Below are 22,557 nucleotides of genomic sequence, written 5' to 3' on the forward strand. Positions count from 1 at the left end.
TGTCAACTGCAAACTTCAAGTTGTCGATAAAGCTCTAGCAGTTAGGCGCACCAGTTAGCGTCAACGCTCATAAATACGACGATTTTTGTTAAAAATTACGTTTGTTGATCAGTTAATCGATGATGCAACCGGTGATCATATTCGCCGATCAATGTGGGTTGATATAACGCGTGTGAAATTCACTTACATGTATATGTACGCCATATCACTGTGCGTTTGGCGCACTTAATTTAGTTAGCTATCTAAATTTAATCAGTGATTTGTTACCACTGTTGCCATACGGGGGTGCAGTCTTCTGGCAATCTTAGGTTTCTACCTAAGTCACTCCAAGGCGTTGGATAGTGAAAATCTGAACCCAATGATGCTTTGAGCCCATATTCGTGACAATAAGATAACATTAGCTTGCGTTGATCTGGATTCATTTGAGGCAAAACAATTTCTAATGCGTCACCGCCAGCTTCTTTAAATTCAACGATAAGCTTTCTACGCCACTTGCCTGACATATCGTAGCGAATAGGATGGGCCATGACTGCACTGCCACCCGCTTGTTGGATAGCACTAATTGCTGTCGCCATATCACACCACGTTGATTTAACAAAAGCGCGCTTATTCTTACCAATATACTTATCAAATGCCGCTTGCATTTTGGTTACTGCGCCACGGTTATATAGTACTTGCGCAAAATGAGAACGCGTAATTGTGCCATCTTTTGCTAATAGTTTAGCGTCTTGATAAATGCCTTCAAAACCACACTTTTCAAGTTTAGCCGCCATGTTAACTGCTCGTTCTTCTCTTGCCTGTGCTTGTTGGCTGAGCAATGCTTTGAGTGCTTGATTTTCAACATCAAAATTCAATCCCACAATGTGTATTTCAAAACCATGCCAACGGGTTGAAATTTCAACACCATTGATGATTTGTAGTGATAATTCTTTTTCCGCAATATATTGTTTTGCACTAGCTAATGCATCTATGGAATCATGATCGGTAATCGCCAACACATCAAGTTGGAAGTTGACAGCTCTATCAATGAGCTCTTGTGCGGTATACTTACCATCTGAGCACGTTGTATGACTATGTAAGTCAATTCGTTGCTCACGATTTAATTGTTTTGAAGCTGTTGACATCTAATTAAAAATAGCTTTTCATATAAACACTAACGAGATTCTACGTTGATTAGACGTACTTTGGAACGAAAACTAGCAAGCATGATGAATAATTCACTCTTTTTACAATTAAACGCTTTTGAAAAAGCAATTTGGTGGTGGCACAACAACACATAAGTGGGTTGTGAGAGATGCTTGTACGCAAAATTTTTCAAAAAAGCCCACTTTCAAAGTGGGCTTTTTTGTTTTTAACACTTTAATTTTAATAACTTAACCAAGCAAAACGCAATAGGATTAACAATGTTAACAACGAAAGTTAAAAGCTGGTTTATCTGGTGGCTTCAGCCAATTTACGCGGGCTGACAAATTACATTTTAACGAAAACAGGAATTCACATGATTATTGTACTAAAACCAGAAGCTACCGAAGCCGATGCTAACGAAATTTTAGATAAAATATCAAGCTTAGGATTAAAGCCGCTTTACATGCCAGGTGTTGAACGCACCGTACTTGGCGCATTAGGTGACGAACGGGTCCTTCGTCAACTCCATCTTGATAGCTACCCGATGGTAGACGAAGTCAAGCCTATTTTAAGCCCATACAAGCTCGTCGCTAGAGAACTACAAGCCCACGACAGCATCATTTCAATTGGTGGTGTAAAAGTTGGTGGTGGCAACTTTACTGTCATCGCAGGTCCTTGTTCAGTTGAGAGCAAAGAGCAATTATTTGGCATTGCCGAAATGCTAAAAGCGCAACACATTCCATTACTACGTGGTGGCGCTTACAAACCACGTACAAGCCCATACAGTTTTCAAGGCTTGGGTGAAGAAGGCCTCGCGTTGTTAAAATCTGCTAAAGATGTTTATGGCATGCCCGTTGTTTCAGAAATCATTGACCCTATTGATGCCGACTTAATGTCTGACTATGTCGACTGCTATCAAATCGGTGCTCGAAACATGCAAAACTTCCGTTTATTAGAGGCAGTAGGTAAGCAGAAAAAGCCTGTTTTACTAAAGCGCGGTATGAGCGCTACGATTGAAGAGTTATTGCTTGCAGCCGAATACATTATTAATGCTGGCAACCCTAACGTTATTCTTTGCGAACGAGGAATACGCACCTTTGAAACAGCAACAAGAAATACACTCGATTTAAATGCAGTAGCCTTACTTAAACAAAAAACCCATTTACCTGTTTTTGTTGATCCATCACATGGCACAGGCGTTAAATCGTTAATTAACCCGTTGTCACGCGCAGCTGCAGCCGTTGGTGCTGATGGCATTATTGTAGAAACACATTTAAACCCTAAAGAAGCCTTATCGGATGGACATCAAGCATTAACCGCTGATGATTTTAGCCAGTTAATGGCGGATATAAAACCCTTTATAAGCGCAGCAGGAAAGCAATTATGAGCGGTGTTTTCTCAAACATAAATAATGAAATTGGATCCGTTGCAACGCTAACCAGCAGTGCCCGTTACCAAAGCGATCCTTTAGCAGTGTTTAAAGCACTATGCCAAGACGGCAGCAACAGCTTATTGTTAGAGTCGGCTGAAATTGACAATAAACAACAAACTAAAAGCTTGCTACTTACACATGCGGCGGTACGTATTGAATGTAACGCTTTGCAAGTGCGCTTGAAAAGTTTAACGATTAACGGCCAACATGCTATTTCGTTTGCTTATGAGCAATTGAAAGAACATGCTCACTGTCAATTAGACGGCAATTTACTGACGGTAAATTTTGACAGTGCGAATCCTGAAGTGGATGAACTAACACGCTTAAAAGCACCTAACCCGTTCCAGGTTTTACGTATTTTTAATCACCTAACGAACGAAACTCATCACCCGCTTGCGGTTTTTCTTGGTGGTGTTTTTGCCTTTGATCTGATGGCGATTGCTGAACAGCTTCCTGTCGTATCTGATGGAGAAAACAGTTGCCCAGATTATGTCTATTATTTAGCTGAAAACATCATCGTCATTGATCATGAAAAACGTACGACGGAGATTATTAGCCAAGTATTTTCAGGACCAGACCAACAAAAGTGTTATTTTGAAGCTAGCCGCCGTATTCAAAACATCAAATCAAGACTTCTCGAACACATTTCAGCGCAGCCTATCACTAATCAACAGACAGTCCCTGTTCAACAGGCTAAAGTCGATATTAGTGACGATACATTCTGTGGCATTGTTGACCAGCTAAAAGAAAATATTCGCGCAGGTGATATTTTTCAAGTGGTACCGTCGCGAACCTTTTCATTACCTTGTGAAAACCCATTAACAAGTTACGCCCTACTTAAGCTGAGCAACCCCAGTCCATATATGTTCTTCCTTAAAGATGAGGATTTTTGCTTGTTCGGTGCTTCACCTGAATCTGCATTAAAATATCAGCAAAAAAACAGACAAGTAGAGCTTTATCCGATAGCAGGTACGCGTAAACGCGGTAAAAAAGCTAACGGTGAGATCGCGCTAGATTTAGATTCTCGAATTGAACTTGAATTAAGACAAGATCAAAAAGAACTTGCTGAGCATATTATGCTCGTTGATTTAGCTCGAAACGATATTGCACGAGTCAGTCAAGGTGGAACACGCCATGTAGCAGAGCTACTCAAAGTTGACCGCTACTCCCATGTTATGCATCTTGTATCTCGTGTTTGCGGCACACTACTCACCGATTTAGATGCCCTGCATGCTTATCAAGCCTGTATGAATATGGGCACGCTTTCAGGTGCGCCGAAGGTTAAAGCAACAAGTCTTATCAGAGAAGTCGAACAAAAGCGCCGTGGCAGTTACGGTGGCGCAGTTGGTTACATGACGGGTGAAGGTGAAATGGATACTTGTATCGTTATCCGCTCAGCTTTTGTAAAAGATGATGTTGCACATGTTCAAGCCGGTGCAGGTGTTGTTTATGACTCTGTGCCTCAGGCTGAAGCGGACGAAACGCGCCAAAAAGCACAAGCGGTTATCAATGCCCTGACCCAAGCGCAAAACATGACACTTGTTGCTCAACAAAAGGAGGCTTAACCATGGACAAGCAAACTAAAATATTCATGCTCGATAACTTAGACTCCTTTACCTATAACTTGGTTGACGAGTTTTACCAACTAGGTTTTCACCCTGAGATTTATCGAAATACCCTATCAGCTGATTTCATTTATCAAAAAATGGTAGAACATGTCGAGTCTACTGGTGAGCAAGTGATCTTGGTGTTATCACCAGGACCTGGCAACCCAAGCCAAGCAGGCTGCTTAATGGCATTGATTGAAAAGTCAGCAGGTAACTTTCCTATGATCGGCATTTGTTTAGGTCACCAAGCTTTAGTGCAACATTTTGGTGGCAGTGTAGGTAGAGCCAGTGCCATTGTTCATGGTAAATCATCATTTGTACAACACAATCAGAATGGCGCTTTTAGTGGTATCGCTAACCCACTCAGTGTCGCTCGTTACCATTCATTAATGGCAACAACGGTACCTTCATCACTGGTTGTCACAGCGAAAACTGACGATGTAGTGATGGCGATTGAACACAAATCACTGCCAATCATTGGCTTTCAATTTCATCCAGAATCTATTTTGACTAACTATGGTTCAGATCTACTGGGCAATGCCATGAACTATCTGCAAACCAAGCAACTTGAAACTTTCATCAGCAAAACAGGGAACGTATAACATGAGCGATATATTAGAAACGTTAATTGACGGTAATGATTTATCACAGCAACAAGCTCAAGCTTTTTTTCAACAAATGATCACCGGAAATGTTGCTCCTGAGTTGTTAGCAAGCGTTTTAACAGCGCTTAAAATCAAAGGTGAAACGGCAACAGAAATTGGTGGCGCGGCGATAGCCATTAGAGAATCGGCAACGCCCTTCCCTACCGTTAGCTATCCGGTAACAGATTGTGTAGGTACAGGTGGTGACGGTGCCAACACAATAAACATTTCAACGACAAGTGCTATTTTAGCTGCGGCCTGTGGCTTAAAAATGGCAAAACATGGTAACCGAAGTGTTTCGTCTATGTCTGGCTCTGCAGACTTATTAGAAGCTTTTGGCGCTAACCTAACTATGTCGCCAGACGTTGCAGCCAACTGTTTAAACAAAACTAATTTTTGTTTTTTGTACGCACCGGCTTATCACGAAGGCTTTAAGCACGCTGCTCCCGTGCGCAAAGCAATGGGTGTTCGCACCATGTTTAACATTTTGGGACCTCTGGTGAATCCAGCCTCACCGAAAACGATGTTGTTAGGTGTATATACTCCTTCGCTTTTAGAAACAATGGCGAGCGCATTAAAAATTACAGGTGTTGAAAAAGCTTGGGTAGTTCATGGCAGTGGTTTAGACGAAATCGCACTGCATGGCACCACACAAATCGTAGCAATTGAAAAAGGTGAATTGGTTAACAAAACAATCTCGCCAAGTGATTTTGGCCTTGAACAAGCAACACTTGATGATATTAAAGGTGGCACACCGGAAGAAAACGCCAGCATCATTAAAGCGATACTTCAGGGTAAAGGTGAATTAGCACACAATAACGCGGTAATTATTAATACTGCAGCATTACTTTACCTTCACGACAAGGCCGATTCATTAATCGCGTGCGCTGAACTAGCTAAATCTACGCTGCAAAGTGGCGCAGCTTTTAACACCTTAATGCAATTCGTTGAGTTATCTAAGGGATAAAAACATGGCGAATATTTTAGAAAAAATTGTTGAAGATAAACGTGAATTTCTTGCGCAATATAAACAAGAGAAACCGCTAGCTAGTTTTATTGAATCATTAGTACCTGCCACTAAAGATCTTTATGCAAGTTTAGGTAAAACAGGTGCTGGCTTTATTTTAGAGTGTAAAAAAGCATCACCTTCAAAAGGGCTTATTCGTGAGGACTTTAATGTCTTAGACATCTGTACAACTTACGACAAGTACGCTGCGGGTATCTCAGTATTAACCGACTATAAATACTTTCAAGGTAAATACGAGTATTTATCATTAGTATGTGAAAACGTTAGCTGCCCTGTACTTAACAAAGACTTCTTTGTTGAGCCTTACCAAGTGTATTTGGCTCGCCATTTGGGGGCTGATGCCATCTTATTGATGTTAAGTGTTCTCAATGACGACGAGTACGTAGCGTTAGCCAATATTGCGCAGCAGTACAACATGGCAATATTAACGGAAATATCTAATACCGAAGAAATGCAGCGCGCAATAAAGTTAGAAGCGAAACTGATAGGCATCAATAACCGAAATTTACGAGATCTCTCAACAGATATCTCCCGAACATTTGATTTTGCACCTCACATTCCAGAGGGCATGTTAGTTATTTCAGAATCAGGTATTTATACCAACGCGCAAGTTAGAGAACTCGCGCCCGCTGTAGATGGTTTTTTAGTTGGCAGTTCAGTGATGGCACAAAACGATGTTGATTTAGCCTGTCGCCAACTCATTTTTGGCGAAAATAAAGTTTGCGGGCTAACAACCCAAGAGCAAGCACAAAGCGTATATCAACAAGGTGGGGTTTACGGTGGACTCATCTTCGCAGAAAAGTCGCCAAGATGTGTCAACCTAGCACAAGCTACCAATATTGTGACCAATACACCAAACCTGAATTATGTGGGTGTATTTGTCGATCATCCTATCGACTTTATAACTGAAGCGGTGAAACATTTGGCGCTATTTGCCGTGCAATTACATGGTAGTGAAGGTGATGATTACATTAACCAATTGAAAGCCTCCTTGCCTGATTCCATTGAAATCTGGCAAGCAGTAAGCATCAAAATCAATGATTTCACTTTGCCAAAAAACTCGCTTATAAACCGCTTCGTTTTAGATAACAAACAAGGTGGTTCAGGTGAGCAATTTGATTGGCAATATTTACAAGAAACACAAGAAGATTTAAGTCGTTGTATGTTAGCTGGTGGCTTAAATAGCGACAACATAATGCAAGCTATCGATACGGCAAATAACCTTGAACTACTAGGTTTAGATATTAATTCGGGCGTAGAACAAAGCCCAGGAAATAAATGCCCTGAAAAAATCGCGGCAGTATTTCAAAAAATTCGGAATTATTAAAGATGACAACACAAACAAGAGAAAAATTACCTGCCTATTTCGGTGAATTTGGTGGCATGTTTGTTGGTGAATTATTGGTACCAGCACTCGAACAACTAGAACAAGCCTTTATAGATGCACTAAAAGATCAAGCATTCGTTGATGAATTTGACAAGCTATTGCATAGCTATGCTGGTCGCCCTACGCCTTTAACGTTATGCAGAAATATCGTTAAAAATCCATTGGCGAAGATATACTTAAAACGAGAAGATTTGCTTCATGGCGGCGCTCACAAAACCAATCAAGTACTTGGCCAAGCGCTGCTCGCTAAACGTATGGGCAAAAAAGAAATTATTGCCGAAACAGGTGCTGGTCAACATGGTGTTGCTACCGCTATAGCCTGTTCATTACTTGGTTTAAAATGCCGAGTCTATATGGGCGCAAAAGATTGTGAACGCCAACAACCCAATGTCTTTCGAATGAAGTTGATGGGCGCTGAAGTGATTCCGGTAACGGCAGGCTCAGGTACTTTAAAAGATGCTGTTAATGAGGCACTCAGAGATTGGTCTGCAAACTACGACAGTGCCCATTATTTATTGGGTACTGCCGCTGGACCTCACCCTTTCCCGACAATTGTGAGAGAATTCCAAAAAATGATTGGCGAAGAAGCCAAACTACAGCTGCTAGCAGAAGAAGGTAAATTACCTGATTACGTGATTGCCTGTGTTGGTGGTGGTTCAAATGCAATTGGTATGTTTACCGATTTCATTAAAGAAAAAGACGTTAAACTTATCGGTGTAGAGCCAGGTGGTAAAGGGGTAACTACCGATCACCATGGCGCAACATTAACGGCTGGTACAAAAGGCATGTTACATGGCAACTACACCTATATTATGCAGACACAAGATGGACAAATTGAAGAGTCGTACTCGGTGTCAGCTGGCTTAGATTACCCTGGTGTTGGTCCTCAACATGCGTTTTTGAAAGAAACAGGTCGCGCCGAATATGTCGCGATTAATGATGATGAAGCGCTTCAAGCGTTCCAAACACTAGCGGCAAACGAAGGGATTATTCCTGCATTGGAGTCTTCGCACGCCCTCGCCCATGCCTTAAAAATGGCAGAAACGGTTACGCAAGAAACGGTTTTCTTGGTTAACTTATCTGGTCGTGGCGATAAAGACCTAGCCCATGTCCACTCTATTTTGGGTGACGAATTTCAAGCGCAGCAATAATAAAAGGAACAATCATGAACACAACCATTACATCAAACGCTGCGCCGACTGAAGTAGGCAAACGTTACAATGACTGCTTTGCTAAATTAGCAATACAAAATCACGGCGCCTTTATTCCGTTTGTCACTATTGGCGATCCTAACCCTCAGCTTTCATTTAATATCATTAAAACACTCATTGACGCTGGTGCTGACGCACTCGAGTTAGGTATTCCCTTTTCAGATCCTAGTGCAGATGGCCTAACTATCCAAAAAGCCGGTTTACGTGCGTTAGGCTCAAATGTTAATACCGATGTATGTTTAGACATACTTGCCAAAATTAGAGAGTACGCGCCAGAGATTCCAATTGGCTTGTTATTGTATGGAAATTTAGTGTTTGCTCGCGGCATAGACAACTTTTATCACGATGTCAGCCAAGCGGGTGTAGATTCTGTGCTTATCGCTGACTTACCGATTCGAGAAAGTAAGCCGTTTATCGATGCAGCAACCAAATATAATGTCGCACCTATTTTTATCGCACCACCTAACGCTGACGATGAAACATTGAGCGCCGTTGCCACGTCGAGTCTAGGCTACACTTATGTACTTAGTCGCGCTGGTGTTACTGGCGCAGAGGTAAAAGCAACTAGTGTTGCAGACCAACTTGTTGCTAAATTAGATAAACTTGAAAGCGCTCCAGCCGTCATTGGCTTTGGTATTTCAAACCCGACGCAGGTTAAAACGGCATTAAGTAGTGGTGCAAAAGGTGCTATTAGTGGCTCAGCTGTCGTCAATATCATTGAGAAAAATCTTGATGATGAACCAGCAATGCTGACTGAATTAGCTTCATTTATTAGTGAGATGAAAGCAGCAACTAAGTAGTTTACTCATGAGATTGCGGCCTACGCCGCAATGACTCAAGCGCCTTAGTGGCCTGCGACACAATGACTCGGGCCATCGATTAGACAGAGTCATACCATTCTTTCCTTGAACCCTGCGTTTTTCTTGAGTCATACCAGCGAAGGCTGGTATCTCAAAGCCATGATTGCGGCCTGCGCCACAATGACTCAAACGGGTTAGTTGCCTATGCCGCAATGACTCAAGCGCCCTAGCGTCCTGCGCCACAATGACTCGGGCAATCGATTAGACAGAGTCATACCATTCTTTCCTTGAGCCCTGCGTTTTTCTTGAGTCATACCAGCGGAGGCTGGTATCTCAACGACAATAATTACTGACTAAGCAACTGCTAATGCTTTTCGCTCAACACATCTTCTAAAGCCGGTGCAAGGGTATGGTATTTAAATTCAAAACCCGCTTGGCTTAAACGCTCTGGAATCGCGTTTTGCCCCGTCAGTAGTAATTGAGCCATTTCACCAAAGATCAATTTAAGCATCAAGCTAGGTACAAAGAGCGCACAAGGCCTGCCTAATGTTTTGGCTAATGTCTGACTAAATTCTTTATTTGTGACAGGTTTAGGCGCTGTTAAGTTATAGACGCCAGAAAGGTTTTCTCGTTGAGAATCAAACGCTAAGTACATAATCGCGTTGACCATATCGTCGATGTGAATCCAAGGCATGTATTGGCGACCGTTACTAATTGGTCCACCAACATAACACTTAAAACTTGGCAGCATCTTCTGCAAAAAGCCACCTTTGTTGGATAAAACAAGACCTGTTCGCATGATACATACTCGACAACCGAGTTCTTTTGCTGATTGTGCTGCGTCTTCCCAATCTTGACAAAGTTCGTGTGTATATTCTTGGTGAAAACCCGATTGCTCGGTAAGTAAACTAGACTTCCCATCGCCATACCAACCAACAGCTGAGCCACTGATCAATACGGAAGGCATCATTAAACGGGTTTTCATCCATTTTACCAGCCCATAGGTGCTATCAACGCGTGAGCGGTAAATTCGGGATTTTTGAGCTTCTGACCAACGCTTATCAGCTATCGGCTCACCAGCAAGGTTAACGATGGCGTCGAAGTAAATATTAGGGTCAATACTGTAGAGGTCATCAACTATCCCCACATCAAAGTCAAAAACCTTTTCAGCTTTAGCTTTGTGACGTGTAAGTACAGTAACATCATGATGATGCTGTTTTAATTTTTCAACTAATGCCTGACCAATTAAGCCAGTACCGCCGGTAATCAATACATTTGCCATAAAACAAACTCGCTGAAAAAATTTACATACTGACGTTAAACAGTATAGACCTTGTCCTGCTCTCTTTCATTATACAAGTCTATAACGACAAAAGTTTTGTTCAAAGCCAAAAACCGATTAGTTTTATACTGATATAAATAACCGCAGCCGTTAAAAAAAGAGTTAACAATGCAACAAAGTAAGCCCAAAGCCTTTTGAACTGATTCATTACTCGACGATACATTGAACCATTTGCTTGGTTGAGATAATCAATATCAACAAAGCATGCAATGAATAACATTAACAATAACGCCCACATAAAGGTAAATAAACATGGCACTAAGTAGACATTTTGCGTATTGATTTCAGCAAAAATTAATAAGCCAAAGAAACTAATAAAGCTGCCCACTAACAAGGCGATAATAATGCTTTTTATCTTAATAAATTGACAAGCTAAACGATGAAAAAGGGTAATAAGTTTATTCAAAATAATGGCCTGTTTATTAATAAAAAAGCCAGTGATAAACACTGGCTTTTTGCTTTGCCCTTATTATGGCAAATCTAATGTTTGTACTATGGTTGTTTCTACGCCCGACGGAGAAGTAATCGTTATGGTTAATGTACCAACCGCCGGATCATCTAACGGCGCGTTAACGATAACAAAACCAATAGAGCTTGGGTTAAGTGTGTTGGGTACTGTGAAGTTTGTGGTGCCTTCTACTGTACCTGCACTTACTTCAACAGCAACGGTGGTACCAAATGGCATCGCCTGACCTGCAGTATCGCTAAAGTCTAAAGTAAAACTTAAGGTATCTGTAATGGTTTGTGGGCCACTTGCAAGTGGATAACTCACGCCATTTTCATCAGTTAGATCATATAATGCGCTTGAGCTGGCCATATCCATAATTAAAGCGCGGCGGACATGAATGGCTTGGCTTCCCTCTGCGCCACACTTGCTACCCTCACATTGCGGACCATTGAACAAGTCGTCTTCAGTGCTGTAACTACCATCATTATTAAAATCTAAAAACAGTTCGCCAGCAGCATATACACCGTCTTCATCATCATCTCGCCACGCTTCAGTCATATCAACAAAACCAGACGTTTGAGGTGTTATACGTGAAAAACCTGCTGAAATATCTGCTTCAATAATTGCCGAACCATCAGCATCATCAAAGGTATTATTACCGTTAGTATCAAAGAATGTTTCATGGCCTAACGCAGTCGCTAAAATCGTAATTCGGTGATCATCAACGCGAGGCTCAGCACTTGTCCAGGTCACCGAACAGGCACCGTTTGCGGTTAAACAACTTGGCTCAATAACACCGCCCTCAGTGGTAAAATTAACCGTTGTACCATCAGGCACTGGGTTATTAAAGTTATCAGCAAGTTGAGCGGTAATTGCTACTTGAACACCATTGATGTTACCAGCTTCAGGGTTTCTTACCTCTGTCGATAAGGTAAAAGATCGCTGCTCTGGTAAGCCAGTATTAATTGATAACAAATCAGATTGCGTTTGAATATCACCGCCATCTTCTGAGGTTGCTTTGGCTGTAACTCGAACAGCTGTAGGCACACTACCGGCTGTTACTTTCGTTGTTACGATACCTTGACTGTTAGTCACACCAATTGTTGGATTTACCGCAATTCCACCAGCCGTTGTATCTAGAATGAACTCAACATCTTGTTGGGCTAATGGATTACCTAAAGAGCTTTTCACTTGGAAAGTTAACGTAGAGGTTTCTTGATTACCTTGGCCACCCGTGCCTTGAAGCACAATGGTTTCAGGCTCTGCAGATAGAAACTCAATTGAACCTAGTTCTTCACCAGTAATTTCAATCGTTGTTTGAGCAACATTAGTTACACCATTAAGGCTTACTGATGCGACAATCACATCATCAATACCATTTAGGCCAGCACAGTCTACATCTTCGTAGGTTGCTTTCGCCTCACCTTGGATACTGAACACGGTTTCTTCAATCGTTGCGTTGCCACTAGCGACACAATTTGATGTAAAGCTTACCGATGTTGCTAAGTTAATCGGCGTGTCTTCGCTATCCACTAGATCGACACTTAATCCCAATGTACCACCAGCACTCACTTGGTTGCCGTCAATTGAAAGCTCGATTTCACCTTCAACAAATTCACCCGTCGCATCAAAATAACCAATACGAATCACGTCATCTAAAATTGTTTCGTCACTTGCGATAACTTGGTAATTTAAACGATTTGAAGCAAGGGTTTCTGTTTCACCGTACGATGCTGTCACAATACCAGCACCGATAGCGTCATTACCCGCTAAGTTTACTGTTGCAACGCCTTGGCTATTGGTTAACGCGGTATCAGGCGTCAATGCGCCGATATCAGCAGTATAAGTAATAATCTCACCGACGATTGGTTGCCCTTCACCATCGACTAAGGTTGAAATAACTTGCACTGTTTCGTTCGCTTTAAAGTTATTAACCTCTTGACCATTTAAACTCAAAGAAACCGACAACGAAGGAAGCACTTCTTCAGGTTCAGTTGATGCGAGATATTCAAAATCGATTGTCGCTACATCTAGCGCACCAGCATTTGCCGAAATACTACCGGCACCGGCGAGGCCATCTGGGTTTGATAAGGTAATTGTAGCCTGACCATCGCTATTGGTGAGTTTACTGTCTTGAGATAATTGACCAAAACTGGTCGAAAAGCTAACAGAGGTATTACTGACTAATGCGCCAGAAGTATCTGTCAATGTGGCGATTACAGTAGCACTGTCACCTTGCTCAAAACTTAGTTGCTCATCACCTTGTGCATTTTGAATGGCGACAGTAATTGCAGAAAGTTCGATAACTTCACCATCGGTAGGTGGTGTATCATTATCACCAGATTTACCGTTACATCCAGTAAGTAATAATGCACTGGCAAGGAAGACGCTGGTAGACAGGTTTCTCATTATTGTTATTCCTTGAAGAATAGAGATCTTTTTATTATTGGCTAAAATAAAATATCACGGCCTAAAAGTCTATGAATAACAAGTAAATCATTCATTTAACTTTGGCTTAACAAGGCTAATAGTGCTGAACCATCAATTAATTCATTTTTCACCTGTGTAACTTCTAATTTGTTCATGATTTTTTATAACTCATGCTAAGATAGTCCGCATACTTAATTTATTCATTATTCAGTTTGGTCATTATCAGGTTAACGCGATAATTATGCGCTCATGATGCTACCGAGCAATACCACTTATATTCTATATATTTTCCTATGTCGAAATTATCACAGCTATATTCACCGACTTTAACTACTGAATTTAAAAGAAAAGTAGACAAAAAGTCTTGGCACGGTCTAGTGGGCTCAAGCGCTACGCTCGCGATTTACCAAGCAGCCTTACAAGCGCAAAAGCCAATTCTTATTGTCACCGATGATACACCGTCAGCAATACGCTTAGAGCATGAGCTAGACAGTATCAATCATCAGAATATCGACTTGTGCTTATTCCCCGATTGGGAAACATTGCCTTTTGATAGTTTTTCGCCACACCAAGATATTATTTCTCAACGCTTAGCCACGCTTTATAAATTACCAAGAATGACAACAGGTATAATTATTGTACCGGTTACGACATTGGCTCAGAAATTGGCACCAAGGCAGTATCTTGAGCAAAACGCACTGATGATCAACGTTGGCGACAAGGTCGACTTACATCAATTACGTGTGAGTCTCGAGGCAAATGGTTACCGTAACGTAGACCAAGTGATGGAACATGGTGAGTTTTCCGTGCGTGGGGCAATTCTTGATTTGTTTCCAATGGGTAGCAATTCGCCTTATCGACTCGACTTTTTTGACGACGAAATTGATGAAATTCGCTTATTCGATACCGAAAATCAACGTTCAAAAGACAAGCTAGATGCCATTAATTTATTGCCTGCAAGAGAGTTTCCAACCGACGAAAGCGGTATAAATTTATTTAGGCAACAATATCGTGGACTATTTTCTGGCACGATTGATAAAGAATCGATTTACCATCAAGTCAGTTCGGGTGTAATGCCTGCAGGTATTGAATATTATTTGCCGCTGTTTTTCGAACAGACTAATACATTATTTGATTACCTTGCCGAAAACACGCTAACCATAGTGCAAGGTGATATTGAAAAAGCAGTTGAACATTACTGGCACGATATTGAATACCGATATGAAGATCGTCGATACGATCCAACACGCCCATTACTGCCGCCTGCTCAATTATTTTTAAAAATTGATGAGCTATATAGTCAGTTAAATAGTTTTCAGCGCATTACGATTGTTAAGCCACCAAGTGAACTTAACTCAAGTGGTGATATTGCCTTTGATGTTGAGCAGTTACCTCAAGTGGCGGTAAATCACCAGCTCAAAGAACCGTTTACGTCACTTAATAGCTTTTTAGCCGAACAACAAAGTGGCAAATCTGTCAGCAAGACGTTGTTTGTTGCTGAGAGCCAAGGTCGTCGTGAAAGTGTTTTAGAGCTGTTAAGAGCAAACAACCTATCGCCGAGTGAATTTGATAGCTTTGATGATTTTATCGCTGCTGATGAAGCTATTGGTATCACTGTTAATACGTTTGCCCATGGCTTTATTTTCCAGCATAAAAGGCAACAAATTAATGTTGTGACTGAAGCTGAATTACTAGGTGATGTCGTTAGACAATCGCGCCGAAGAGGCAAACAACAAGATGGTCAAGCAGATGCCATCTTCAAAAACTTAGCCGAGCTTTCTTTAGGCCAACCGGTTGTCCATTTAGAGCATGGTGTTGGTCGTTACATGGGCCTACAAACACTCGAAAATGCAGGGCTTACTACTGAATTTCTCGTGTTAGGTTATGCAAATGAATCTAAGTTGTTTGTGCCTGTCGCTTCACTGCATTTAATTTCTCGATATTCTGGCACTGACGCCGAGCATGCACCGCTTCATCGATTAGGAAACGAAGGTTGGACAAAAGCAAAACAAAAAGCAGCTGAAAGGATTAAAGACGTTGCCGCTGAGTTGCTTGATGTTTATGCAAAACGTGCCAGCAATACAGGTTATGCATTTAAGATTAACCCTGACGAATATCAAACCTTCGCCAACAGTTTTGGTTTTGAAGAAACGCTAGATCAAGAACAATCGATTAATGCGGTAATTAGTGACATGCAGCAACCAACAGCTATGGATCGCCTTGTCTGTGGTGACGTAGGTTTTGGTAAAACAGAAGTGGCAATGCGAGCGGCATTTATTGCGGCAAACGATGCCAAACAAGTAGCACTATTGGTACCAACAACCTTGCTTGCCCAACAGCATTACGAAAACTTTAGAGACAGATTTGCCAACCTTCCGATTAACATTGAAGTGCTTTCTCGTTTTAAAACGCCGAAGCAGCAAAAAGCGATCATTGAAGACGTTGAGTCAGGTAAAATTGATATTCTTATCGGCACACATAAGCTGTTGCAAAACTCGATAAAATATCACGACTTAGGGCTATTAATTGTCGATGAAGAGCACCGTTTTGGTGTCAAACAAAAAGAGAAAATCAAAAAGTTACGCGCTAATGTTGATATTCTAACCTTAACGGCAACTCCGATCCCACGTACGCTAAACATGGCAATGGGTGGCATGCGTGACCTTTCCATTATTGCAACGCCGCCAGCGAAACGTCTCGCGGTTAAGACCTTTGTGAGACAACGAGAAGATAACCTGATTCGCGAAGCAATACTGCGAGAAATACTTCGTGGTGGCCAAGTCTATTTCTTACATAATAATGTCGAAACGATCGAGAAAACTGCGCTAGATATTCAAACCTTAGTGCCTGAAGCAAAAATCGTTACGGCACATGGTCAAATGCGTGAGCGTGAACTTGAAAAAATCATGAGTGATTTTTATCACCAGCGTTTCAATGTCATTGTTTGTACAACGATCATTGAGACAGGTATCGATGTGCCAAGCGCCAATACCATCATTATGGATAGAGCAGACCACCTTGGCCTTGCCCAATTGCACCAATTGCGTGGTCGCGTTGGACGTTCACATCACCAAGCCTATGCATATTTGCTAACACCACATGAAAAACGCATGACAAAAGATGCTAAAAAACGTCTTGATGCAATCGCCTCGCTTGAAGACTTAGGCGCAGGCTTTACCTTAGCAACCCATGACATGGAAATTCGTGGTGCGGGTGAATTACTCGGTGAAGATCAGTCAGGTCAAATGAGTCAAATTGGCTTTAGTTTGTATATGGAAATGCTAGACAACGCGGTTAGCGCTTTGAAATCAGGTAAACCATTATCGCTAGAAGAAGTGACCTCCAGCCAAACAGAAATTGATTTACGTGTGCCTGCCCTTTTACCGGAAGAGTACATATTTGATGTCAGCTTACGTTTGAGCATTTATAAACGAATTGCTAGTTGTAAAAACAAGCAAGCACTTGATGATGTCCAGGTCGAGCTAATCGACCGCTTTGGCCTGCTGCCGCAAGCCACGAAGAACCTAGTTCAAATCGCCAAGTTAAAACTTAAAGCACAAAAAATTGGCATAGCGCGTATCGATGCCAACGCTAATGGCGGCGTTATTGAGTTTTCTGACGACACAAAAGTTGACCCGATGCAAATCATCGCAATGATTCAAAAGCAACCAAGTGTTTACAAAATGGAAGGCGCCAATAAAGTCAAATTTGTAAAGAAAACAGATTCAACGCAAACACGATTTACGCTAATTACATCGATTATTAGTGATTTAAGCCCAAATAAAAAATAGTTAAATCAAAAATATCTGTCGAAGTCTTTGATAATTATTTGTTATTATCAAAGACAATTCGACTAAATGCTTTCATATGGATTGTAAATGAAGTTAACTCAGTCTCTTGGTTTTGCCGTTATCAGCGCATTAACATTTGTGCCAGCAACTGCTGGTGCTCAAAATGCAGCGAAAGAGCGTTGGTTTGAAATAGAAGTTATTTTATTTGCCCAACTTGGCGATAAAAGCGCACTTAAAGAAGACTTTGACGTTAAGTTACCTGAGGTAAAGTTGAACCGTCCTAGAGATTTATTAACAAAGCACATCAACCCAAACCTTGAAGCGACTAAGGCATTAATTCCAAGCTGCGGTAATGAATATCCTACGCCTTATGTCAATCAAGCCAGCATTTTAGAGACAAGTTTTACGGTTTCAAACGTCGAAACAATCAATAATCGTCCACTTACAAATGATGAAGTTTTCGAGTTTCAACAACGAGATCAAGAAATTATTAGTACTGACGAATCAGAGCTAAACTATAGCTCGAGCTTGAGCGGTGAAGGATACGAGAAAGTAGAAAGTATTGATGATCTGTTTGCTCAACCAACGCCATCGGCAAACGACATAGTTTCTGATGAAGCCTTTGTTTCTAGTTTAACGATTGAAGAGCAAAACGCATTGCTTGCCCAAGTAAACGAAGCCCAGCGTTTTTTTGATGAGCAACAATTTAGCTATCAGTTTTCAATTCCTGACGATATTTGCCTGCTGCCAGATGCAGTATTATCCCAATTAAGCCAAGACGTACCTAACTTCAATGCTGATTACTTTTCACTTGAAAATATGCCAAGTACCATTATGCGCTACGAAGATATTTACTCGTCACAACCTTACCTTGTTAACGATGCGTCTTTAGCATTACACGACATTGTATTGCAGTTAAAAAGAAGTAAGAATTTTAGGCCTTTATTACATACTGCGTGGCGTCAACCCGCGATTAATAAGCGTAGTTCTCGCCCAATGAGATTATTTGCCGGTGAAAACTTAGCATACGCCCATGAAAAAGCAATGCAGGCTTATACGCAAGAAAAAGTCGAACTTATGGCGAGCGTTGAACAAGAAGCTACGGCTCAATCATTGATTGACGAGTTAACGGCTGATCAATCACCAATCGAAACACCACTTCCGATAGTTGATAAAGCTCACCCATTTAGTGAGGTTATTGACACCTTACAACAAGGTGATATTTCTCCCCAAGATGCGCTTGCAGAGTTGACTGTTGACGACTCAACGGATCCATTGGCTCAACTCGTTATGCCTGTTGCACCGGAAGTTGATTGGACCATTGATGGCTTGTTTAATGTTCACCTAAATCACTATTTGTATATTACCGCTGAATTTAGTGTGGCTAACAGCTCATTGGCAGCGCATGAAACGGCCCTATTAAGTGATCCAGAACATCAAATAAAAGCCGTGAGATTTTCACAAAATCGTCGGGTGATTTCGAAAGAAATTCATTATTTTGATCACCCATATATGGGGATGATTGTACAAATTAGGCGCTACAAAGTGCCAACAAAGCCCGTCGACTCAGAAGAATAAAGAAAAAGGTTTAACATGGATAAAGAAATAGAAATTCAAGCAGCAGTATTCAGACGTTTATTAGCGCATTTAGATAATCGTAAAGATGTACAAAACATTGAACTGATGAATCTGGCAGGTTTTTGTCGCAACTGTTTTTCTAAATGGACGGTTGCAGAAGCTGAGAAGCTAGGTGTCGAGGTAGATATTGATACTGCCCGTGAACAGGTTTACGGCATGCCATACATTGAATGGAAAGAGAAACATCAAACGCCTGCAACGCCTGAGCAGTTAGCAAAGTTCAACGAACTCAACCCGAAAAAATAACTCGTGCAATATCAAGCAGAAGATCCGCTTCATTACCTTTCTTTGCTTGACGATGATTGGCGCAAAACAACGCTTTTGGCTTTGCGCCAACTTATCCTTGACCACCCTGCCCAACTCAAAGAATCGATTAATTATAAAATGTTAGGCTTTGGTGACGACAACACCTTTGTTTTTCATTTGAATGCACAGAAGCATTTCGTTGGCTTATACATTGGCAATATAGCTAAAATCGAAGAGGCTGAAGATTTACTGGCTGATTTTGATTGTGGCAAAGGCTGTATTCGCATTAAAAAGAAAAACGACATTCTTCCTAACATCGCTAAACTCATTAATTTGGTGATCAACCAGCACCTTCAAGGACAAGATACTGGCTGCTAATAACATGCATTTTCGCTTACCAGTAGCAATAAGCTTTCTCGTTTGAAGTGCTAGCTAATAACCTTCACCGCTATCGTTAGGATTCTTTTACCAACGCCTTTTAGCCAATAGTAAATAGCAACAATCAAGGCAACAACTATGGTCAGTAAGCTAATTACCGTATACGTTCAAGCAAACAACAGGCCTGCTTGATAAACCGTCGTTGCAGATAAGTAAGCAATAGCGAAACTTGCAGAAAAGAGCGCCCATTCAACGTGAAGAAATACGTTACTTTAAATAAAAATAAGTAATTCATTGCTGCAGTAGATATAATAGCTTCAGACTATTATTTCATTTACATTTGAGAAAACATTATGACTGAAAAGTTATTAGAAAACTTTTTACAGCAGGTTAAACCTGACCAAGCTATTTGGGCACTTTGCGAACCAAGTTCAGAAGATTGGGTTGTTTTAGATTCTATCCATTTTGAAGAAACTGACGTAATGCCGGTTTGGTCTAGTCAAGAAAAAGCACAAGCACATTGTGTTGAAGAATGGCAAAGTTACCAAGCGGCTAAGATCACTGTTAGCCAATGGTTAGAATTTTGGGTTGAAGATTTAAGTCAAGATAATATTGTTATTGGCGTTGACTGGGCTGATGATAGTGATTGTCTAGAACTTGGCTTAGACGAGTTTTCACAACAACTTGCAGGCATAGAAACGCTTTAAGTGCTAGAGGTCAGAATAACCGTTATTCTGACCTCTCTTTAGTTAACTTAGACGCTCAACGTTTTATTGACTGGTAAGTGTCTAATACGAATACCACTTGCGTGAAATATAGCGTTAGTAATACTCGGTATAATAGGCGGAACACCAGGCTCACCTACCCCACCAGGAGGCTCTTGTGAGTCAACGATATGCACATGCATAGGTGGCGATTGATGCATACGCGTCACTGGCGCATCATGAAAGTTTGATTGTTCAACCCTACCGTCTTTAGTGGTAATTTCTCCCATTAACGTAATTGATAAACCAAAAATCATCGCTCCTTCCATTTGCGATCTCACACGATCAGGTGTTACGGCCACGCCACAGTCGATTGCAGTGTGCATTTCAAGGACCTTAACTTGTTTATTACTCACTTCGACTTTTGTTGCTGCGGCTACGTAAGAGCCAAAACTTCGTAGAAAGCTTATCCCCCAACCTTGATTTTCAGGCAAGGCTTCTTCAACGTTTGCTTTATCACTAATTAAATTAATCAACGATTTCATGCGTTTGATATCAATCGGGTGTGTTGAATAGTCCATGCCGTAATTGCTGTAGTTGAACCCTTCAGCTTTCACATCAACCATGCGATCTTCGCCTAATAAATTTAACCACATTTGCCTTGTTGGCACATTTGCCTTAACGGCTAGCTCATCAACAAACGAGCCTAAAGCAAAACCATTATTAATACAGGCTACCGAGCGCACCCAGCCGGTTCTAATATGAGTGGTTACCGTTTGGGTTTCACAGATTAAATTGTTTAATTCAAAGGGTAAATCACCAAAACCAAGGGATAAGTCATTATCGTTTGGCCTATCTTGTTTATCATTAAACAACCAACCAATTGGCGGATACGTAACACGTTGAAGCCAAAAGTCTGCGCCTTTTTCTGGCGTAACTTGCGCTTTTAAGTAGTTCGCAGAAATAGAATGATAAAAGCCATGCTGAATGTCGTCTTCTCGGGTCCAAACGACTTTCACTGGACGTTTGACTTTTTGGGCCAGCTCTACCGCTTCAATAATAAAATCAGACTTAGATTTTCGGCCAAACGCACCACCCATCAACGTAAGGTTTAACGCTACATTTTCTAGCTTTTCCTGCGGCAGACCTAATTCGCCAGCGACTAAAGATTGTGCCCATTGCGGATTTTGCGTACCAGCCCATATAGTGCATTTTGTGTCGTCACCAGAACCAGTAACAATCGCGGTTGCGCTCGGTGTTTCCATTGGCGTGTGGTTAATGTATGGCACACTATATGTTGCCTCAACCGTTAAGCTTTCATCAAATTGATGCTGGTAGACATCACCCTTTTGGCGAACCGATATCCCCTTACTATTTACTTTATCAATAAGCTCTTGTTGATAGGCTTTCGTATTGTGAACAGCATTCTCGCCGTCTTGCCATTTGATGTTTAACTTCTTTTTACCTTCATGGGCTGCCCATGTATTGGTGGCAAGAACCGCAACTCCCGAAAGTGGCTGAACATTCACTGGATAATTACGCTCTTTAAGTTGAATAACCTCAACCACCCCTTTTACTTTTAATGCTTCACTTGCGTCAAAAGACTCGACTTTACCACCGACCACTGGCGGTCGAGCGATACTCGCAATTAACATATCAGGTAATTGGATGTCTTGTGCGTATATGGCTTTGCCTGCAATAATGTCATCCATATTGAACAATTTGACTTCTTTGCCAATATATTTAAATTGCTCAGGCGATTTTAACGTTAATTTTTCAGCCTCTGGCGGTGTTAATTGGCTCGCCGCTTTTGCTAGCTCACCAAAATTTAACGTTTTACCATTACTTAGGTTTTTCACTTCATGGTTTTGCGCAGTAACTTGCGTTAATGGCACATTCCAAACATTGGCTGCCGCTTGCTCAAGCATTTGTCGAGCACTGGCACCAATTTGTCTCATTTGAATATATTGGTTACGAATAGACGTTGAACCGGCAGTACCTTGTGCGCCATAACGTTTATCGGCTTTGCCTTGGACCATGAAAACTTGGGCCCAATCGGCTTCCATTTCATCAGCGATCATTTGTGGTATTGAGGTATGAATACCTTGTCCCATCTCCGCCCGATGACAAACAATTGATGTTTTACCATTATCATCAATCGCAACAAAAAAGTTTAAAGCATGCTCTGCTTTATCTTTCATGCTTTGCCCACTTGCTAAGGCTGAAAAGCCAGGCAAGGACAAGCCTAACACTAATGCACCTGAACCTAATCCTAAACCTTGAATAAACCGACGACGGCTGACATTAACAACTTGCAGGTCATTAACTTTATTTAATGTAGACATGA

Annotated in this window: 17 protein-coding genes; 12 read left to right on the forward strand and 5 right to left on the reverse strand. The window is 41.3% G+C overall.

Translation table 11 applies throughout. The features are described from left to right. Positions 1–263: 263 nt before the first annotated feature. A complete protein-coding gene (rnm, locus tag QQK02_RS01535) occupies positions 264–1,124 on the reverse strand; it encodes an RNase RNM (protein ID WP_284206176.1) in 861 nt (286 codons plus the stop codon). A 374-nt stretch (positions 1,125–1,498) separates the two neighbouring features. Between rnm and aroF the strand changes: the two genes are divergently transcribed. The 7 genes from aroF to trpA are packed head-to-tail and all read left to right on the forward strand — an operon-like array spanning position 1,499 to position 9,233. Further along, on the forward strand, positions 1,499–2,512 hold the full coding sequence (aroF, locus tag QQK02_RS01540) for a 3-deoxy-7-phosphoheptulonate synthase (RefSeq protein ID WP_284206177.1): 1,014 nt from the start codon (positions 1,499–1,501) through the stop codon (positions 2,510–2,512). Then, entirely contained in the window at positions 2,509–4,122 is a 1,614-nt protein-coding gene (locus QQK02_RS01545; RefSeq protein ID WP_284206178.1) for an anthranilate synthase component 1, read from the forward strand. The genes aroF and QQK02_RS01545 overlap by 4 nt, the downstream gene beginning before the upstream one ends. A 2-nt stretch (positions 4,123–4,124) precedes the next feature. Continuing rightward, positions 4,125–4,766 (forward strand): aminodeoxychorismate/anthranilate synthase component II, encoded by a 642-nt coding sequence (locus QQK02_RS01550; RefSeq protein WP_284206179.1) that lies wholly within the window; start codon positions 4,125–4,127, stop codon positions 4,764–4,766. A 1-nt stretch (position 4,767) separates the two neighbouring features. Further along, positions 4,768–5,775 (forward strand): anthranilate phosphoribosyltransferase, encoded by a 1,008-nt coding sequence (gene trpD, locus QQK02_RS01555; protein WP_284206180.1) that lies wholly within the window; start codon positions 4,768–4,770, stop codon positions 5,773–5,775. 4 nt (positions 5,776–5,779) lie between these two features. Beyond that, a complete protein-coding gene (trpCF, locus tag QQK02_RS01560) occupies positions 5,780–7,162 on the forward strand; it encodes a bifunctional indole-3-glycerol-phosphate synthase TrpC/phosphoribosylanthranilate isomerase TrpF (protein WP_284206181.1) in 1,383 nt (460 codons plus the stop codon). Positions 7,163–7,164: 2 nt separating this feature from the next. Continuing rightward, entirely contained in the window at positions 7,165–8,373 is a 1,209-nt protein-coding gene (gene trpB, locus QQK02_RS01565) for a tryptophan synthase subunit beta (protein ID WP_284206182.1), read from the forward strand. Between the two features lie 14 nt (positions 8,374–8,387). Continuing rightward, complete coding sequence (trpA, locus tag QQK02_RS01570) at positions 8,388–9,233, forward strand: tryptophan synthase subunit alpha (protein WP_284206183.1); 846 nt, start codon at positions 8,388–8,390, stop codon at positions 9,231–9,233. 364 nt (positions 9,234–9,597) lie between these two features. Here trpA and QQK02_RS01575 read toward each other — a convergent pair whose 3' ends face one another. The 3 genes from QQK02_RS01575 to QQK02_RS01585 form a co-directional block, all read right to left on the reverse strand. Next, complete coding sequence (locus QQK02_RS01575; protein WP_284206184.1) at positions 9,598–10,515, reverse strand: TIGR01777 family oxidoreductase; 918 nt, start codon at positions 10,513–10,515, stop codon at positions 9,598–9,600. Between the two features lie 100 nt (positions 10,516–10,615). Then, positions 10,616–10,981 (reverse strand): hypothetical protein, encoded by a 366-nt coding sequence (locus QQK02_RS01580; protein ID WP_284206185.1) that lies wholly within the window; start codon positions 10,979–10,981, stop codon positions 10,616–10,618. Positions 10,982–11,044: 63 nt separating this feature from the next. Continuing rightward, positions 11,045–13,432 (reverse strand): Ig-like domain-containing protein, encoded by a 2,388-nt coding sequence (locus QQK02_RS01585; RefSeq protein WP_284206186.1) that lies wholly within the window; start codon positions 13,430–13,432, stop codon positions 11,045–11,047. A 314-nt stretch (positions 13,433–13,746) separates the two neighbouring features. Here QQK02_RS01585 and mfd point away from each other — a divergent pair, with 314 nt between their 5' ends. The 5 genes from mfd (at position 13,747) to QQK02_RS01610 (ending at position 20,213) form a co-directional block, all read left to right on the forward strand. Then, positions 13,747–17,244 carry a transcription-repair coupling factor gene (gene mfd, locus QQK02_RS01590; protein WP_284206187.1) on the forward strand — a complete coding sequence of 1,166 codons (3,498 nt, stop codon included), beginning with the start codon at positions 13,747–13,749 and terminating at the stop codon, positions 17,242–17,244. An 87-nt stretch (positions 17,245–17,331) separates the two neighbouring features. Beyond that, positions 17,332–18,822 (forward strand): CsiV family protein, encoded by a 1,491-nt coding sequence (locus tag QQK02_RS01595; protein WP_284206188.1) that lies wholly within the window; start codon positions 17,332–17,334, stop codon positions 18,820–18,822. A gap of 15 nt (positions 18,823–18,837) precedes the next feature. Next, entirely contained in the window at positions 18,838–19,128 is a 291-nt protein-coding gene (locus QQK02_RS01600) for a DUF1244 domain-containing protein (protein ID WP_284206189.1), read from the forward strand. A 3-nt stretch (positions 19,129–19,131) separates the two neighbouring features. Continuing rightward, positions 19,132–19,506: an iron chaperone gene (locus QQK02_RS01605; protein ID WP_284206190.1), complete on the forward strand. Its 375-nt coding sequence runs from the start codon at positions 19,132–19,134 to the stop codon at positions 19,504–19,506. Positions 19,507–19,859: 353 nt separating this feature from the next. After that, complete coding sequence (locus tag QQK02_RS01610) at positions 19,860–20,213, forward strand: DUF2750 domain-containing protein (RefSeq protein ID WP_284206191.1); 354 nt, start codon at positions 19,860–19,862, stop codon at positions 20,211–20,213. A gap of 47 nt (positions 20,214–20,260) precedes the next feature. Here QQK02_RS01610 and QQK02_RS01615 read toward each other — a convergent pair whose 3' ends face one another. Then, entirely contained in the window at positions 20,261–22,555 is a 2,295-nt protein-coding gene (locus QQK02_RS01615; RefSeq protein ID WP_284206192.1) for a xanthine dehydrogenase family protein molybdopterin-binding subunit, read from the reverse strand. Between the last annotated feature and the right edge of the window lie 2 nt (positions 22,556–22,557).

Origin of the sequence: Thalassotalea eurytherma, from assembly GCF_030161415.1 — a bacterium.
In the GTDB taxonomy this organism is placed as follows: Bacteria; Pseudomonadota; Gammaproteobacteria; order Enterobacterales; family Alteromonadaceae; genus Thalassotalea_G; species Thalassotalea_G eurytherma.